15 protein-coding genes and 3 pseudogenes are annotated in these 15,391 nt (G+C 70.2%); 7 read left to right on the top strand and 11 right to left on the bottom strand.

Annotation, left to right across the window (positions count from 1 at the left end; all coding sequences use genetic code 11):
- Positions 1-92: 92 nt before the first annotated feature.
- A complete protein-coding gene (locus ACIOC0_RS03595) occupies positions 93-1,388 on the top strand; it encodes a PucR family transcriptional regulator (protein WP_402151886.1) in 1,296 nt (431 codons plus the stop codon).
- Positions 1,385-2,005: a TetR/AcrR family transcriptional regulator gene (locus ACIOC0_RS03590; RefSeq protein ID WP_402151883.1), complete on the top strand. Its 621-nt coding sequence runs from the start codon at positions 1,385-1,387 to the stop codon at positions 2,003-2,005. The genes ACIOC0_RS03595 and ACIOC0_RS03590 overlap by 4 nt, the downstream gene beginning before the upstream one ends.
- Before the next feature lie 172 nt (positions 2,006-2,177).
- Here the strand turns inward: ACIOC0_RS03590 and ACIOC0_RS03585 are convergent, their stop codons facing one another.
- From ACIOC0_RS03585 to ACIOC0_RS03545, 9 genes and pseudogenes are all read right to left on the bottom strand, one after another.
- The gene (locus ACIOC0_RS03585; protein WP_402151880.1) at positions 2,178-2,957 is read right to left on the bottom strand and encodes an SDR family oxidoreductase; all 780 of its coding nucleotides are present in this window, start codon (positions 2,955-2,957) and stop codon (positions 2,178-2,180) included.
- Between the two features lies 1 nt (position 2,958).
- Positions 2,959-4,182 carry an acyl-CoA dehydrogenase family protein gene (locus ACIOC0_RS03580; protein ID WP_402151877.1) on the bottom strand — a complete coding sequence of 408 codons (1,224 nt, stop codon included), beginning with the start codon at positions 4,180-4,182 and terminating at the stop codon, positions 2,959-2,961.
- Entirely contained in the window at positions 4,169-4,483 is a 315-nt protein-coding gene (locus ACIOC0_RS03575; protein ID WP_402153266.1) for a hypothetical protein, read from the bottom strand. The genes ACIOC0_RS03580 and ACIOC0_RS03575 overlap by 14 nt, the downstream gene beginning before the upstream one ends.
- Before the next feature lie 122 nt (positions 4,484-4,605).
- Positions 4,606-4,776 (bottom strand): annotated as a pseudogene (locus ACIOC0_RS03570) (enoyl-CoA hydratase-related protein); the annotation flags it as partial.
- Positions 4,773-5,591: an SDR family oxidoreductase gene (locus tag ACIOC0_RS03565; protein ID WP_402151874.1), complete on the bottom strand. Its 819-nt coding sequence runs from the start codon at positions 5,589-5,591 to the stop codon at positions 4,773-4,775. The gene ACIOC0_RS03565 and the pseudogene ACIOC0_RS03570, both read right to left, overlap by 4 nt.
- Positions 5,592-5,732: 141 nt before the next feature.
- The gene (locus ACIOC0_RS03560; RefSeq protein WP_402151871.1) at positions 5,733-6,425 is read right to left on the bottom strand and encodes a TetR/AcrR family transcriptional regulator; all 693 of its coding nucleotides are present in this window, start codon (positions 6,423-6,425) and stop codon (positions 5,733-5,735) included.
- Between the two features lie 84 nt (positions 6,426-6,509).
- Complete coding sequence (locus ACIOC0_RS03555; RefSeq protein ID WP_402151869.1) at positions 6,510-6,860, bottom strand: hypothetical protein; 351 nt, start codon at positions 6,858-6,860, stop codon at positions 6,510-6,512.
- A 229-nt stretch (positions 6,861-7,089) separates the two neighbouring features.
- Positions 7,090-7,737 (bottom strand): HAD family hydrolase, encoded by a 648-nt coding sequence (locus tag ACIOC0_RS03550; protein WP_402151866.1) that lies wholly within the window; start codon positions 7,735-7,737, stop codon positions 7,090-7,092.
- 2 nt (positions 7,738-7,739) lie between these two features.
- On the bottom strand, positions 7,740-8,939 hold the full coding sequence (locus tag ACIOC0_RS03545) for an acetyl-CoA C-acyltransferase (protein WP_402151864.1): 1,200 nt from the start codon (positions 8,937-8,939) through the stop codon (positions 7,740-7,742).
- A 307-nt stretch (positions 8,940-9,246) separates the two neighbouring features.
- On the opposite strand from ACIOC0_RS03545, the gene ACIOC0_RS03540 reads away from it, so the two are divergent.
- Together ACIOC0_RS03540 and ACIOC0_RS03535 are read left to right on the top strand one after the other, a co-directional pair.
- Positions 9,247-10,119, top strand: coding sequence for an alpha/beta fold hydrolase (locus ACIOC0_RS03540; protein WP_402153183.1), 873 nt, complete (start codon positions 9,247-9,249; stop codon positions 10,117-10,119).
- Positions 10,120-10,125: 6 nt separating this feature from the next.
- The gene (locus tag ACIOC0_RS03535; protein ID WP_402151861.1) at positions 10,126-10,947 is read left to right on the top strand and encodes a hypothetical protein; all 822 of its coding nucleotides are present in this window, start codon (positions 10,126-10,128) and stop codon (positions 10,945-10,947) included.
- A 132-nt stretch (positions 10,948-11,079) separates the two neighbouring features.
- On the opposite strand, the pseudogene ACIOC0_RS03530 reads toward ACIOC0_RS03535, so the two are convergent.
- Together ACIOC0_RS03530 and ACIOC0_RS03525 are read right to left on the bottom strand one after the other, a co-directional pair.
- Positions 11,080-11,268: pseudogene (locus ACIOC0_RS03530) on the bottom strand (GyrI-like domain-containing protein); the annotation flags it as partial.
- Between the two features lies 1 nt (position 11,269).
- A pseudogene (locus tag ACIOC0_RS03525) lies at positions 11,270-11,581 on the bottom strand (phytanoyl-CoA dioxygenase); the annotation flags it as partial.
- Between the two features lie 389 nt (positions 11,582-11,970).
- Here ACIOC0_RS03525 and ACIOC0_RS03520 point away from each other — a divergent pair.
- The 3 genes from ACIOC0_RS03520 (at position 11,971) to ACIOC0_RS03510 (ending at position 15,373) form a co-directional block, all read left to right on the top strand.
- On the top strand, positions 11,971-12,705 hold the full coding sequence (locus ACIOC0_RS03520; protein ID WP_402151858.1) for a dienelactone hydrolase family protein: 735 nt from the start codon (positions 11,971-11,973) through the stop codon (positions 12,703-12,705).
- A 412-nt stretch (positions 12,706-13,117) separates the two neighbouring features.
- Positions 13,118-13,465 carry a hypothetical protein gene (locus ACIOC0_RS03515; RefSeq protein ID WP_402151855.1) on the top strand — a complete coding sequence of 116 codons (348 nt, stop codon included), beginning with the start codon at positions 13,118-13,120 and terminating at the stop codon, positions 13,463-13,465.
- 168 nt (positions 13,466-13,633) lie between these two features.
- Positions 13,634-15,373, top strand: a complete 1,740-nt coding sequence (locus tag ACIOC0_RS03510) for a GAF domain-containing sensor histidine kinase (RefSeq protein WP_402151852.1) — start codon at positions 13,634-13,636, stop codon at positions 15,371-15,373.
- Positions 15,374-15,391 lie beyond the last annotated feature (18 nt).

Genomic DNA, 15,391 nt, shown 5'->3' with positions numbered 1-15,391 from the left:
GCCACCGCCTTGTGCGCCGCGCCCAGCTCCCCCGGTATGTCGCCCGCCGGGCCTGTTGACGGGAGACGAGGAGGGCAGCGACGATCGGCGCCATGTCTCGCGGACCCGCCCTGGGCGCCCCCGCACTCTCCGACCCGCTCAGCCGGGAGCGGCACCGGATCCTGCACGCCGTCCAGGACCGGCTCGAGGACGTGGCGAGGGCCGCTGTCGCGGTCATGCGCACGGAGATCCCGTCGTACGCGCTGCAGGACGAGCGGTTCTTCGACGACGTACGGGACCAGGTCCTCACGCACTACCGGATGCAGCTGGCGGCACTGGCCGGCGGCCGGGACATCGCCCCAGAAGACCTGGTCTTCAGCCGCGGGGCGGCCATGCGCAGAGCACGCGCGGGGTTCGCCCTCGAGGACTGGATCAGTGCCTTCCGGGTCGGCCGGCAGGTGTTGTGGGACGTGCTGCTGGACTGCGCGGGCACGTCCGCCGAGGCACAGCAGGCCGCGCTGTCCCTCGTCACACCGCTGATGCGGTACGTCGACTTCGCCAGCACGCATGCCGCGCAGGCCTATGTCGAGTACCAGCAGCACGTGGTCGCCGACGCCGACCGGGAGCGCCGGGACCTCCTCGACCAGCTCCTGGCCGGCGCGGCACCGGCGCGCGGGCCGCTGCTCGCCGCGGCGCAGGCGTACGGCATAGGGCCGCACTCGCCGATGATGGCGGTCGTGGCGGTGTGCGTCGACGACACCCGCACCGGCGACCTCACCTCGGCCGAGCATGGCTACGCGACCAGCGCGTCCATCGGCATCGCCGGGCCGTGGGCCGGCCGGACCCTGGTCGTCGTGCGCCACGGCGAGGTGGTGGCCGTGCCGGTGGTCCGCACCGGCATGGACGCGGAGGACATCTGCAGCCACTTCGAGACGGTGCAGCGGCGGCTCGCGCGCGAGGGAACCATGCTCTCCATGGGCATCAGCACGGTCGCCGAGGGCGCCGGCGAACTGCCACGCGCCTACGAGGAGGCACGCGCCGCCCTCGACCTCGTACCGAGCGAGGGCGGGGTGGCGGCACTGCCGCGCCTGTCGCCCTTCGACTACCTGGCGCTGCGCGCCGACGACCTCGCCCGCCAGCTGGTCGATCCGCGCGTGCGTACGCTGCTGGAGGACGACCGCAGACGTGGCGACACGCTGGCGGCCACCGTACGGGCCTTCGCGGAGGCCGACCTCAACCTGCGGCTGGCCGCCGACCGGCTGCGGATACACCACAACACGGCGCACTACCGGTTGCGCCGGATCGAGGAACGCACTGGGCGCAATCCGCGCCGGATCGCCGACCTCCTGGAACTGCTGGTCGCCCTCGCCATCCGCGACGGGGCCGGGGAAGGTGGGGATCACCAGTGAGCGGCATCGTGGAGTCCGCGGGGACGGAGGAGGCGCCCACCGGGCAGAACCGAACGGTCCGGAGTGCGCTTCTGGACGCCGCGCTGGAGGTGTTCACCGAGCGCGGTTACGACAACGCCGGTCTCGCCGAGATCGCGGCGCGCTCCGGCATCCGGGTGGGCAGCCTCTTCCAGCACTACGGCGGTAAGCGAGGGCTCTACCTCGCTCTTTGGGAGGAGTTCCGGGAGGCGCAGGAGCGCCGGACCGCGGCCACGCTGACCGCCGAGCGAGGCCGTGGCGTGGACGACCCCATCGCCCTTTTCGTGGCGGGAGCCAGGGCGTACCTGGAGGGCGCCTGGGACAACCGGCGGTTCGGCAGACTCCTCGTGGAGGATGACGGCCCCACGGGCTTCGACGCGCTGCGCCGCCAGTGGGACCGCGCGTGGGTACGGCGCAACGCCCGGCTGCTGGAGGTGGACGAGAAGCGACGCGCCGGCCGGGTGCGGGTGAGAGTGCTCACCACCGTGATCGGCGGGGCGGCACGCGAGCTGGGCGACTGCGGCGACGAGACGGAGGCCCAGGAGATCGTCGACGAGGTGTGCGGCATCCTGATCCATCTGTCGGCACCTCCCGGCTGAAACGCATGGTGCCTGCGTGGCGCCTGCGTGCCGCAGTGCGAGCCCCGCCGCCGCGCCGGGCACCGCGCCCGCCACGGCGATCACCGCACCCTGCGCGACGACCGGTCGCATGACCTCGGTGTCAGCTCAGTCGGAGTCCGGCAGCACGGCGAACTCTCGACCGATCAGTGTGTCATCCCGTCGGTGAGCTCGTCCTGAACGGGAGCGCCTCACCGAGCAGTTGGCCGCCGTCGATCACCATCGTCTCGCCGGTGATCCAACTCGCGGCGTCCGAGACGAGGAAGGCGACCGCGGACGCGATGTCGGCAGGCTCCCCGATGCGGCCCAGCGCAACCGAGGCGGACACCTCCTCCTCGTGCTCCTTCCACAGCGCCTCGGCCAGCTTTGTGCGCACCACCCCCGGTGCCACGGCGTTGACGCGGATCTTCGGCGAGAGTTCCAGGGCCAGTTGCCTGGTGAGATGGATCAGCGCGGCCTTCGAGGCGTTGTACAGCCCGATGTTCGCCTCGGAGGCCATGCCGCCCACCGACGCGGTGTTGACGACCGCCCCGCCGTGCTCCCCCATCCAGGCTCGCGTGGCCAGACCCGTCCACAGGACGGGTGCCCACAGGTTCACGTCGAAGGTCTTCGCGAACCGGCCGTGGTCCTGGTCGATGACCGGCCCGAAGGCCGGGTTGGTCCCCGCGTTGTTGACGAGGATGTCCAGCCTGCCGAAGCGCTCGAGCGTCAGATCCACACAGCGCCGGGCCGCCTCTTCGTCGACCGCATGCGCTCCCACGCCGACCGCTGTGCCCTTGACCTGGGCCGCGGCGGCCTCCGCCGCCTCTTGGGTCCGGGAGGTGAGGACGACGTTTGCGCCGGCCTCGGCGATGGATCGGGCTATCGCCAGCCCGATACCGCGCGAGGCCCCGGTGACGACGGCTGTACGACCGGTGAGGTCGAGTCCTGCCATCTCAGTTCACCGCCGCCGCGTCGCGGTACCGCCGCAGTTCCTGCTTGGCGATGGCCCGCTTGTGAACCTCGTCGGGACCGTCCGCCAGCCGCAGCGTCCGCAGATGCGCGTACATCATCGCCAAGGGGAAGTCGTCGGTCACTCCCGCTCCCCCGTGCACCTGGATCGCGCGGTCGACGATCTTCAACGCGATGTCGGGGGCGGCCACCTTGATGGCCGCGATCTCGGTGCGCGCTTCCTTGTTCCCGACCGTGTCCATCAGATACGCGGCCTTGAGCGTGAGCAGGCGGATCATCTCGATGTCGATCCGCGCTTCCGCGATCCAGTCCTGGATGTTCGACCGTTCGGCGACCGGGCTGCCGAAGGTCACCCGTGACTGTGCGCGCCGGCACATCAGTTCCAGTGCCCGCTCGGCCGCGCCGATGGCCCGCATGCAGTGGTGTATGCGGCCGGGCCCGAGCCGGGCCTGGCTGATGGCGAAACCCTCGCCCTCGCCCTTGAGGAGGTCCTCGGCCGGCACCCGGACGTTCTCGAAGATGATCTCCGCATGGCCCTCGCGGTCCGCGTACCCGAACACCGGGAGGTTGCGGACCACGGTGACGCCGGGGGCGTCCACGGGTACGACCATCATCGACTGCTGGCGATGCGGGGCCGCCGCGGGGTCGGTCTTGCCCATGACGATGAGCACCTTGCAGTTCTTGTGCATCGCGTTCGAGGCGAACCACTTGCGGCCGTTGAGCACGTACTCGTCGCCGTCGCGCTCCATCCGCAGCTCGATGTTGGTGGCATCGGAGCTGGCGACACGCGGCTCGGTCATCGCGAAGGCCGAGGCCATCGTCCCGTCGAGCAGCGGCTTGAGGTACTTCTCCTTGTGCTCGTCGGTGCCGAAGAGGGTGAGCACCTCCATGTTGCCGGTGTCGGGCGCGTTGCAGTTGCACGCCTCGGAGGCGATGTGACTGCGGCCCATGATCTCCGCCAGCGGCGCGTACTCGAGGTTCGTCAGGCCGGGGCCCCACTCCGGGTGCGGGTGGAACAGGTTCCACAGTCCGCGCCTGCGCGCCTCCGCCTTGAGCTCCTCGAGGATCGGCGGGTGGAAGTGCGGGTCGCCCGACGCGCGCATCTGCTCGTCGTACACCGACTCGGCCGGGTAGACGTGCTCATCCATGAACTCGAGCAGATCCGCCCGGTACTTCTCGGCACGGTCCGACATCTCAAACAGGGACATACGAACTCCTTACGGGTAGGGAGGGAAAGTCGGGTGAGCGCTTGTCCAGGTGACCGGCGACGCCTTCGACGACATCGGACCCGCGGAAGGCGTGGAGCATCAGGCCCTCCGCCCGGGTCACGGAATCGGCGCAGGCGCCGTCCGCGTCGTTGCTCAGCCGGCTCTTGATGGTGGCCATGGATCCCGGGGAGCAGCGCTCCGCCGGATCGGCGGCGTAGGCGACAGCGGCATCGACCACGCTGCCGGTGGTGACCAGGTGGTCGAGGAGTCCGACACGGAAGGCCTCCTCGGCATCCGCCACGCGACTCGACAGCAGCGGATCCGCTGGGGACGGCGCCGGGCCCGGCCCGCCTCGGAGACCTCGCCGACCGCCTGCAGCCGTTGCAGGTCGGCTCCGGCGCAGAGTCCGCGTCCCGCGCCGGTGACCACGACGGCACGTACGTCCGGATCGTCCTCTGCGGCGTCGAGCAGGGCGAAACAGCGGTCCTCGAGTTCGTCGGTCCAGGCGTTCAGCTCGGTGGGCCGGTTGAACGTGACCAGCAGCACCTGCCCTCGGCGTTCGGCGAGGACGAGCCCGCCCGGCGCGCCGGTCATGCCTGCGCCAGCAGGGAGCTCTGGTAGCGGCGCATCCCGCGCACCCAGCGGTCGTAGTCCGAGCCCTTCTGCCGGTACATCTCGAGAACGTCTTCGTGCGGCAGGACGAGGAAGCGCTCGTCCTCGATGGCGGCCAGGACGGCGTCGGCGACTTCATCCGGCTCCAGGACGTCACCAGCGGAGGTGACGGCCCGCGTCGCGGCTCTTCCCAGCGCGTCCCCGGAGTCCTCCCCGGCGGTGAGCATCCTGGTGTTCACGCCCATCGGGCACAGACAGCTGACTCGAACACCGCGGTCGCCGTAGGTGACACTCAGCCACTCGGCGAAGGCGACGGCCGCGTGCTTGGTGACGGCGTACGTGGCGGAGCCGATCTGGGTGAGCAGTCCGGCCGCCGAGGCCGTGCTGACGAAGTAGCCCTCACCGCGCTCGAGCCACCGGGGTACCAGCAGCCTTGCCGCACGGATGTGGGCTCGCAGGTTGACGTCGATCGAGCGATCCCAGTCCTGCTCGCTCACGTCGAGGCCGAGCGCGCCGCCGATGCCCGCGTTCGCGAAGTAGAAGTCGACCGGACCGAAGGCGCTCTCCGCCAGGTCGATCAAGAGCTGGATCTGCTCGGTGTCCGACACGTCCGCGCCGGCGCTGACGGTGGTGCCCGGACGGTCGGCGTCGACTGTCTCCGACACCGCCCGCGCGGCCTCCGCGTCGAGGTCGGCGACCACGACCCGGGCGCCCTCGCGAGCGAGCCGTGCGACCAGCGCGCCGCCGATGCCGCCGCCCCCACCGGTGACGATGGCGACTCTCTCTGCAAGGTTCACGGCAACCCTCTCCGTTGACGGGGCGTGCGATGCGTCCGACCTGTATAATTGAATCCGACGTCAAGTTCAATAGCTGTCCGCACGGAACCGATGAAGAAGCCGCCCAACCCCAGGGGTATGAGCGGCTGCGAGGCGGGCGGATCAGCGGTGGCCGGGGAACCGCAGGGCGTTCGCCCACAGGCGGGTGACCGTGGACACGAGTTCCTCGAAGTCCACCGGCGTATCTTCCTCTTGCTCTTCACTGCGCACGAAGGCGTTGTAAGCCATGACACTGACCATGCCGGACAGCGCACGGGACGCCATCATCGGATCGACCTCACGGTCTGCGACACCCCGCGCCTGCAGGTCGGCGATACCGCGGGCGTTGCGGCGGATGAACGCGTCCCCGCGCCGCCTTCGGAACTCACGGAACTCCGGCTCCACTTGGGCGACCTGCTCGAGCAGTGCCATCAGCTTCGCGTTCCGCCTGTACGCCGCGAGATAGGCGCGGTTGCTCGCCTCGAGTACCGCATAGGGATCGTCGGCGCCCTGCACCCGGCCCATGCCGGGGTGCATCATGTCCTCCTGCGCCTCCAGGAGGACGGCGGCAAGCACCTCTTCCTTGTTGGCGAAGTAGGTGTAGAAGGATCCCGCCGCGCACCGGGCCTCTTTGGTGATGTCGGTCAGGCGGGTGCCGAGGTAACCGTCCCGTTCGAACACCTTGCGCGCGGCCTTCACCAGAGCGGCCCGGGTCCGCGCTCCGCGCTGCGTCGTGGGCGGCTCACGAAGTTGCGAGAAGGGCGCCACGGGCGGTGCCTGCTCGCTGTCGGTCCCCTCGGGCGCAGTGGTGTCCATCCCCGGGACTTTACTTGAATCCGACGCCATAGCCATAAATCCCGAGGGCAGACGGAGCAGGCTGATGTCCTGGTTTCCCGGGACTCAGGGGCGGCGGGCGGCAACGTCACCGAGGGCGGTGTCGCGGGTCAGAGCACTACGGTCGATGGACCGCTTGAGGATCTTCCCCGTCGGCCCCTTGGGCAGCGCATCGACGAACCGGACGATGCGCGGGATCTTGTAGGCGGACAGCCGCTCTCGTGCCCAGTTCGTCACCTCGGCGGCACCGAGGTCCGCACCGGGCCGGGCGGCGACGAGCGCGGCGACCTCCTCGCCGTAGTGGTCGTCGGGAACGCCGATCACGGCTGCCTCGACGATGTCGGGGTGCTCGTAGAGAACTTCCTCGACCTCGCCGGGGTAGACGTTGTAGCCGCCCCGGATGATCAGGTCCTTCACACGGTCGACGATGCGCAGGTCGCCGTCCGTGTCGGTCTCACCGAGGTCGCCGGTGCGGAACCAGCCATCGGACGAGTGGGGCGGTGCCTTCCGGGATGTGAGCAGGTGATGGTGCGGGTCGCACCCTCGCCGACGAGGTGACTTCGCCCGGCTTCGCCATCAAGTCCTCGGGCGGTGTGGCCGGATGGCCGGCCTCAGTGCGTCCGGGCGGTCAGTCGACGGGTATCGGTCAGGCTGTGATCCCGAAGCGGTCGGCGAGTCGGCGGCGGGTGGTCGCGGCGCTGGTGTGCAGTAGGCCTCCGATTCCGATCCGCGCCGCTCCGTCGAGGTTCTGCTGCAGATCGTCGATCATGACCGCCTCCTCGGGGTCGATGCCGAGGCGTTCACACGCGATCGCGTAGATCCGCCGGGAAGGCTTGCGGATGCCGACCTCGGACGAAATGACGACCGCATCGGCGACGGCCGCGAGGTCGACGCCGTCGTAGGTCCCGGTGCCGAACGAATTGGACACCAGCGCAACGGGATGACCGGCGGCTCGCACCTCACCGAGCAGCGCGAGCATGTCCCGGTCGATCGACAATCCCGCTTGCATCCGGGCCGTGAGCCCCTCGGCCGACACCTCCGCGCCATGGACACGGAGGCGTTCGGCGAATCCCCGCTCGAAGGCTGCGGCGTCGATACGGCCGCACTCGTGGTCGGCCAGCAGGGTGCGTGAGGGCTGGTCCCGGCTCAGGAGGTCCAGCGGAAGGCGTGGGTCGCCGCCGAGCGAGGCACCGAATTCGGTGAAGGCCCGCACCACACTGGAGGTGATGACACCGCCGAAGTCCACCAGGACCGCGCTTCGGGTCTCTTCCATCGCGTTCGGCAACGTGTCCATGCTCAGGCGACCTCGAACAGTCCGGCTGCACCCATTCCGCCGCCGATGCACATGGAGATCACCACATACCGAACGCCGCGGCGCTTGCCCTCGATGAGGGCATGCCCCACCAGTCGGGCGCCGGTCATGCCGTACGGGTGACCGACCGAGATCGCGCCGCCGTCGACGTTGAACCGCTCCGGGTCGATGTGCAGTTCGTCGCGGCAGTACAGCGCCTGGGAGGCGAAGGCCTCGTTGAGTTCCCACAGGCCGATGTCGTCGACGGTGAGGTTGTGCTGCTTCAGCAGCTTCGGGATGGCGAAGACCGGGCCGATGCCCATCTCGTCCGGCGCGCACCCGGCGACGGTCATACCCCGGTAGACGCCCAGCGGTTCCAGGCCGCGGCGCTCGGCCTCCTTCGCCTCCATCAGCACCGAGGCCGACGCCCCGTCCGACAGCTGCGAGGAGTTTCCCGCCGTCACGCTGGAGTGTGCGCTCACCTGACCGTCGGGCAGCACCGGCGCCAGGCCGGCCAGGCCGTCGAGGGTGGTCGACGCGCGGTTGCCCTCGTCCCGGGTCAGGGTGACCTCCTCGTCCCGTACTTCCCCGGATCGCTTGTCGAGGACCTTCTTGACGCTGCTGAGCGCGACGATCTCCTGGTCGAACCGGCCGGCGTCCTGCGCCGCCGCGGTGCGCTGCTGTGACAGCAGCGCGAACTCGTCCTGGCGCTCCCGGCTCACGCCGTAGCGCTCGGCGACGATCTCCGCCGTCTGCAGCATCGGCAGGTAGATGCCCGGCTTGTGCTCGACGAGCCAGGGATCCGTCATGCGGTGGGTGTTCATGTGGTCGTTCTGGACCAGGGAGATCGACTCGACACCGCCGCCGACGGCGACCTGCATGCCGTCCGTGACGATCTGCTTCGCGGCCGTCGCGATGGCCATCAGTCCCGACGAGCACTGCCGGTCGATCGACATCCCGGACACGGTGTCCGGAAGTCCGGCCCGCAGAGCGGCCTGACGCGCCACGTTGAACCCGGAGGGCCCTTGCTGCACGGCGCAGCCGAAGACGACGTCCTCGACCTCGCCTCCCTCGAGACCGGCGCGCCGCACCGCGTGCGAAAGGGCGTGGGCGGCGAGTTCCTGCGCCTGCGTGTCGTTGAACGCGCCGCGGTAGGCCTTTCCGATCGGCGTCCGTGCCGTCGAAACGATGACTGCTTCCCTCATGTCGCCTCGCTGTTTCCTGTCGGTCCGGTTCGTCCGGGGACTCCGGGGTCGGAACTCCGAGCCCCGTGAGCCGGGCTCGATTGCCGGTAGACGGTGCCGTACGCCAACTGCCGTGCGGACATGGCTCATGACCGTCTCCTCGGGTGATCCGAGGACATGTCATGGCCGCAGGGGTGACAGGTATCGGCCTTCCGACCGGTTATATTTGAATTCGGCGTCAGGTTCAACCGCAGCGGGCTCTTGACAGCCCCTCCCCTTACCGCAAAGGTACCGACCAGTCGGTACCAAGGGGTGGATCGTGACTCAGCTGAGCATCTCCACGGATGCGGGCGTGTTCGACGCGATCGCGGCCGGTCCCGCCGGGGGCCGCCCGGTGCTCTTGCTGCACGGATTCCCGCAGACGGGGTTGGTGTGGCGGCGGCAGATCGAGGCGTTGGCCGCGCAGGGCTACCGGGTGGTGGCACCCGACCAGCGTGGGTACTCCCCCGGGGCCCGCCCCCAGCGGCCCGAGGACTATCGGATCAGCCATCTCGTCGACGACGTCGTGGCGATCACGGAGGAACTGGGCTGGGCGACGTTCGACCTGGTCGGCCACGACTGGGGCGGCGCGGTGGCCTGGTGGACGGCCGACGCCCACCCCGGCCGCGTGCGCACTCTCGCGGTCGTCTCGACCCCGCACCCCGGCGCCCTGGCCACCACCCTGCGCACGGATGAGGACCAGCGCAGTCGCTCGCACTACATGATCGACTGGCGCGAAACGCCCACGACCGAAGAGCGCATGCTGGCCCACGACGCCCAACAGCTTCGCGATTTCTACGCCGGAACGGTCCCGCAAGACAGTGCGGACGCCTATGTGCGTCACCTGTCCCAGCCCGGCGCTCTCACCGCTGCGCTGAACTGGTACCGCGCCGGCCGCCCCGACGGCGCGATCGGCGTCATCGACGTTCCCACGCTGTACGTCTGGAGCACGGACGACAGCGCGTTCGGCCCGGCAGCCGCGCAGGAGACCGAGCGATGGGTCAACGGGCCGTACCGATTCGAGATCCTCCAAGGCGTCAGCCACTGGATCCCCGAGGAAGCGCCCGAGCCGCTGAGCCACCTGCTGCTCGACCATCTCCGAGCGCACGGCGAGTACTCAACCCGCAGCGAAAACGCTGTCGTCGACCCTCAGAAAAGGTGACCCCCCATGGATGCTGCGCGTGCGGCCTGGCGCCGCCTCGAGCCCGTACACGCCATGATCTACTTCGCCCCTGAGGCAAGGCGGCGCTACGCGGAGCTCGGCCTGAGCGGACGCGCCGGCTACTTCGCCTTCCGCAGCGCCGCCTTCGGCCGAGCCTCCGCCGAGCTGGTCATCTCCACCTTCTACAACTTCAACCCCGATGTCGTACGGCAGGCGGTCGACGGGGTCTGGGAGACGGCGACGCCGCAGCAGGTGCTGGACGCGCGGTACGCCGCGGCGGGCGAGGCTCTGCGGCGGGCGAAAGTCCACGAACTGCCCGACCTGAGCGAGGTCCTGGCGCTGACCCGCCGGGCGGCCGAGGCGGCCCGCGAACACGCACAGGGCCGCCCGCTGTTCGCCGCGCATGCCGCACTGCCTTGGCCGCAGGAGCCGGTGCTGCAGCTGTGGCACGCCCAGACACTGCTTCGGGAGTTCCGCGGAGACGGCCACGTTGCCTGCCTGCTGAGCGAGGGCGTCGGCGGCTTGGAAGCCCTGATCCTGCACGCCGCCACCGGTGACGTACCCGTCGACTTCCTCAAAGCCAGCCGCGCATGGCCCGAGGAGGAGTGGACCGCCGCCGAGGAGCGCCTGCGCGAGCGAGGTCTCCTGGACGGCGACTCCCTCAGCCCGGAAGGCGCGACCCTGCGCCGACACATCGAGGACCGTACCGACCACCTCGCCCTTCCCGCCTACGCCGCACTGGGTGAAGCCGACTGTGAGCGGCTCGCCGATCTCGCGAGCCCCTTCGGCCGCGCCGTCGTCGAAGCCGGCCTTCTCAAGGTCGGCTGACCGTCACCTTTCCCCTCCGCCTCGCGCTTCATCGGCTGGAACTGCCGGTCATGCCCTGAGAGGGGCTGCGTGCCACGGCGGCGGAGGGGGATGCCGTGTGCTCGATGCCGCCGCCGGACGACGGAACGCCGTTCAGCCGTGCTCGGGCTCCACCGGGAGCCACAGTTCGGCGTCGGCCTCGGTCTTCGTCTGTGGCAGGTGGGTGCGCAGGATCTCGGGGCCGGTGCGAGTGCGGTACGGGTTCGACGGGAACCACTCGGTGAACACGTCCCGCCACAGCTCCTGGATGGCCTGAGGCACCGGCCCGGAGGTGGTGAAGACCCGGCTCCTCCTCGTGAGGGAAGCGCAGCGGAAACGTGCCCAGTGAGTAGCGCGGCTGCCAGCGTCCCGCGCCGACGAGCAGGTCGTAAGCGTGCTGCAGAGACGGTGAGTTGGGCGCGGCAGCGAACGGTCCCTGCGCCATGCCGCCCACCCGGTGCACAGGCTGCGTCCACGTCGACGGGTCGTCCGGGTCGCAGCCCGTCTCCCGCCACAGCAGCCGCGCGCAGTCCGCGGCCACACGCGGCGCGACGGCGCCCTCCAACTTCACGAAGCCGTCGCGGAGGAAAAGGGATACCGAGGCCGTGTCGTCCATGCCGCCATCGTGCAGCGCCACCGGCCCCGTTCACCCGACATTCTCCGCACCGCCTTTGTCGGGTACGAGGATGGGCCCCCGGCCACGGCACCCGCTTGAGTTCGTGCCCGGAAGGGGTGGGACGTCAGCCGTCACCCTTCGTCGTCTCCGACGGCGGCCGGGTCACGGAAGGGGCGAAGGCCTGGCTGATATCCGGTGGGCTACGCTGTGCGGCTATGAATACCGGGACGGCCTTGCGCCACACACGGATCGGTGACCCGGTGCTCTTCTGAGCACCGTACGGGCCGGTTCGGGCCCGCTGTTCGACCGAGGCTCTTGCGCTGCTGCGCGGGCTCCGCCTCCGTCGTGTTGATCACAGGCTTTGCACATCAACCACGACAGGAGGATCCATGCCCATCAAGTCTCTGCGGATTCCCACCGCGGACGGCCAGGCCGACGCGTTCGCCGCCTTCCCCGACCACGGTGAGCGGCACCCCGGGGTGCTGATGTACGCGGACGGCCTCGGCATCCGGCCCGTGCTGCGGGGGATGGCCCGCGAACTGGCCGGGCACGGCTACTACGTGCTCGTCCCCAACTCCTTCTACCGGCACGGCCCGGCACCGCTGGTCGAGCTTCCCGAGTACATCGGAGACGAGGTGCGGCCCGCGGTCTTCGCCCAGCTGATGCCCCTGATCGAGGCGCACACCGCCGAACGTGTCCTGAGTGACGCCGACGCCTACCTCAGGTTCCTCACCACTCAGCCCGAGGTCGGCGCCGGACCGGTCGCGGTGACCGGCTACTGCATAGGCGGCCTTTACGCGATGCGCACCGCCGCGGCCCACTCCGACCAGGTGGCGGCCGTCGCCGCATTCCACGGCCCCGTGGGCGTCGACGGGGCCGATCTCTTCTCCAAGCTCACCTCCCAGGTCCATCTCGGCCACGCCGAAGGCGACATGACACCCGAGGCCCTCGGCGAGCTCAACCAGGCTCTGGATGCGGCAGGTGTCGTCCACACCTCCGAGATCTACCCCGGCACCGTCCACGGCTTCACCATGTCCGACACCGACGCTTTCAGCGCCTCCGGGCTGAAGCGCCACTGGGATCGTCTGCTCCCCCTCCTGGACCGCACCCTGGCCAGCGGCTGAGGCTCCAGCCCCGACCCCACCCACCCCGAAACCCCCGCCGACCTCGCCGACTCTTGAGTATGGCGAGCCCGTCTCCTTCAGGCGGCGCCCCCGAATGCGACCATGATCACTGTGCCCCACGCAGACCACCTGAGGTATCCGAGGTCGCCGCCCTTGAAGAGCTTGCCTCTCAGCGACTGGACGGTGTGCGGCGCGGACACGGACCGTTCAAGCCGAGCGCGGAAGCGGCCTGATCGCGGACGGCAGACAGGCCGGCGCGGTCGAGAAGACGAAGTCCAGGCCCCCCCGGCCGGCGGCTGCGCGTATCCGATCGGCGAAGAGCGAGGCCGCGGTCGCGAACAGGGAGCCGGCTTGCGGCGGGGGCGTCCGACCCGACCGCGGACCCGACTCACTCTTCGCCGACCGCGCGACCATGACATCCACCGCGACCAGGTTCGCGAACGCGGCATTGTGCGGCGAGGACCACCTGCGCCAGGTCACCGACACCTTCGACTCACCCGCTGCGGCCCTGCTCGCCTTCGAGAAGGTCCACGGCGCCGAGATGCGCCCCGGCCCGGTGCCCCTGACCGACACCGAACGCGCCGCTGCCGAGGCCCGCGCCCCCCTCTCCCTCACCGCAGCCAAGGCCGAACCGGCCCGTCCGGAGCCGGAGACCGTCCCGGCCTGCCGGCCGATGCCGGTGACCAACACCGGGGGCATTGTGCCGACGATGTGGCGAGGCGACGGCGACGGCACCGCGATCTTGCCGCGGGCCGTGTGAACCGGAAGGCGGGTCGAGCGGTCAGGCGGCGCCAGAAACGGCCCCGGCGGAGGCCCGAAGTCTTGACTACTGGGCGGCCCCATGTGACGCATGCGTTCGCATGTCTGGCAGGGCCGTTCGGGCATGATGGGGAGGGTGCTGGAAGGCACCCCTCTGGAGGGAGCGGGAATGGCGGAGAGTCCGGCGCAGGGGCGGAAGGGCGGTCCGGCGGCGCCCCAGTTGCGGCTGGACGAGCTGCTGGCGGGCCTGCAGGCACAGGTGGAACAGGTCCGCGCGACACGGGACCGGGTGCACACGCTGCTGGACGCGGTCCTCTCCATCGGCACCGATCTGGATCTCGACGTGGTGCTGCGCCGGATCACCGAGTCTGCCGTCACCCTGGTGGACGCCCGGTACGGGGCCCTGGGGGTGCTCGGCGAAGAGGGGAAGATCCGGCAGTTCATCACGGTCGGCATGGACGAGAGCACCATCGAGGAGATCGGGCACTATCCCGAAGGCAACGGCATCCTGGGGCTGCTGATCCGCGAACCGGAGCCGCTGCGCCTGGCCGACCTGGGCCGCCATCACGACTCCGTCGGCTTCCCCGCCGGGCATCCGCCGATGACCACGTTCCTGGGGGCGCCGGTGCGCGTGCGCGACCAGGTCTTCGGCAACCTGTACCTGACCGACAAGCGCGGCGGGGCGGAGTTCGACGACGATGACGAGGCGGTACTGCGCACGCTGGCGGCCGCGGCCGGCGTCGCGATCGACAACGCCCGCCTGTACGAGGACTCCCGCCGCCGGGAGCAGTGGCTGGCGGCGAGCAGCGACCTGACCCGCAGCCTGCTGTCGGGCACCGACCCGGACCAGGTGCTGTACAAGGTCGCCTCGACCGTCAGGGCTCTGTCCGGAGCGGATCTGGTGACGCTGGCGGTGCCGTTCGAGGGCGGCGACGAGCTGGTGATCGAGGCCGCCGACGGTGAAGGTGCCGAGCAGGTCCATGGGCTGGTATTGCCGGCTGCCACGCTGGCCGTGAAGGTCTACCAATCCAACGAGCGGATCACCAGCAGTGCGCTGTCCGACGAACCGCAGGCCGGGGGCGGCTCCGCGGCCAAGATCGGCCTGGGGCCAGGATTCCTGCTTCCCCTGGGCGGCGGCGAGCACGTGCGGGGGGTTCTGCAGGTCGCCAACCTGAATGGCGGCCCAGAGTTCTCCGAGGCCACCATGGCCATGATCAGCAGTTTCGCCGACCAGGCCGCGCTCGCCCTGGAGATTGCCGAGCACCGGCGCGAGGCCGACCACCTGCTGGTCCTGAGCGACCGCGACCGCATCGCCCGCGACCTCCATGACCTGGCCATCCAGCGGCTGTTCGCCTCCGGGCTCACTCTGAACTCGGTGCTCGGCCGCATCTCCGACCGGCCCCAGGTGGCCGAGCGGGTGCAGCGAGTCGTCGACGACCTCGACGACACCATCAAGACCGTGCGCGGCACGATCTACGCACTGCGCGAGCGCGACCGTGCCGACAGCCGCGGCGGTCTGCGCGGGAGACTGCTGGCCGAGACCGACCAGGCCGCCGCCGTACTCGGCTTCACCCCCGCCCTGCGTATGACCGGCCTGCTGGACACCGACGTGCCCTCCGGCCATGCCGAGCACCTGCTGGCGGTGCTGCGCGAGGCCCTCTCGAACGCGGCCCGGCACGCACATGCCACCGCCGTCGAGGTCACTGCCGAGACCGACGGCAGCCGACTCCACCTGCGCGTCGCCGACAACGGCACAGGAGTCGACCCGGCCGTCACCCGCCGCAGTGGCCTGGGCAACCTCCGCCGGCGCGCCACCGACCTCGGGGGCAGCTTCACTCTCAAGCCGAACGATCCCACCGGCACCATCCTGGAATGGACGGTGCCCCTCTCCGTACAGGCGGAAGCCTGAGCCCCGTGGATCGCCGCC

The organism is Streptomyces sp. NPDC088254 (assembly GCF_044740925.1).
In the GTDB taxonomy this organism is placed as follows: Bacteria; Actinomycetota; Actinomycetes; order Streptomycetales; family Streptomycetaceae; genus Streptomyces.
Note: the sequence above shows the minus strand (reverse complement) of the source record. Positions and strands in the feature narration are given on the sequence as shown.

Bases quoted from the DNA above. Each gene is read 5' to 3' on its own strand.
- ACIOC0_RS03560 (WP_402151871.1), bottom strand. From the start codon at position 6,425: ATGGACACCACTGCGCCCGAGGGGACCGACAGCGAGCAGGCACCGCCC.
- ACIOC0_RS03550 (WP_402151866.1), bottom strand. From the start codon at position 7,737: ATGGACACGTTGCCGAACGCGATGGAAGAGACCCGAAGCGCGGTCCTG.
- ACIOC0_RS03515 (WP_402151855.1), top strand. From the start codon at position 13,118: ATGACATCCACCGCGACCAGGTTCGCGAACGCGGCATTGTGCGGCGAG.
- ACIOC0_RS03520 (WP_402151858.1), top strand. From the start codon at position 11,971: ATGCCCATCAAGTCTCTGCGGATTCCCACCGCGGACGGCCAGGCCGAC.
- ACIOC0_RS03510 (WP_402151852.1), top strand. From the start codon at position 13,634: ATGGCGGAGAGTCCGGCGCAGGGGCGGAAGGGCGGTCCGGCGGCGCCC.
- ACIOC0_RS03585 (WP_402151880.1), bottom strand. From the start codon at position 2,957: ATGGCAGGACTCGACCTCACCGGTCGTACAGCCGTCGTCACCGGGGCC.
- ACIOC0_RS03580 (WP_402151877.1), bottom strand. From the start codon at position 4,182: ATGTCCCTGTTTGAGATGTCGGACCGTGCCGAGAAGTACCGGGCGGAT.
- ACIOC0_RS03545 (WP_402151864.1), bottom strand. From the start codon at position 8,939: ATGAGGGAAGCAGTCATCGTTTCGACGGCACGGACGCCGATCGGAAAG.
- ACIOC0_RS03535 (WP_402151861.1), top strand. From the start codon at position 10,126: ATGGATGCTGCGCGTGCGGCCTGGCGCCGCCTCGAGCCCGTACACGCC.
- ACIOC0_RS03595 (WP_402151886.1), top strand. From the start codon at position 93: ATGTCTCGCGGACCCGCCCTGGGCGCCCCCGCACTCTCCGACCCGCTC.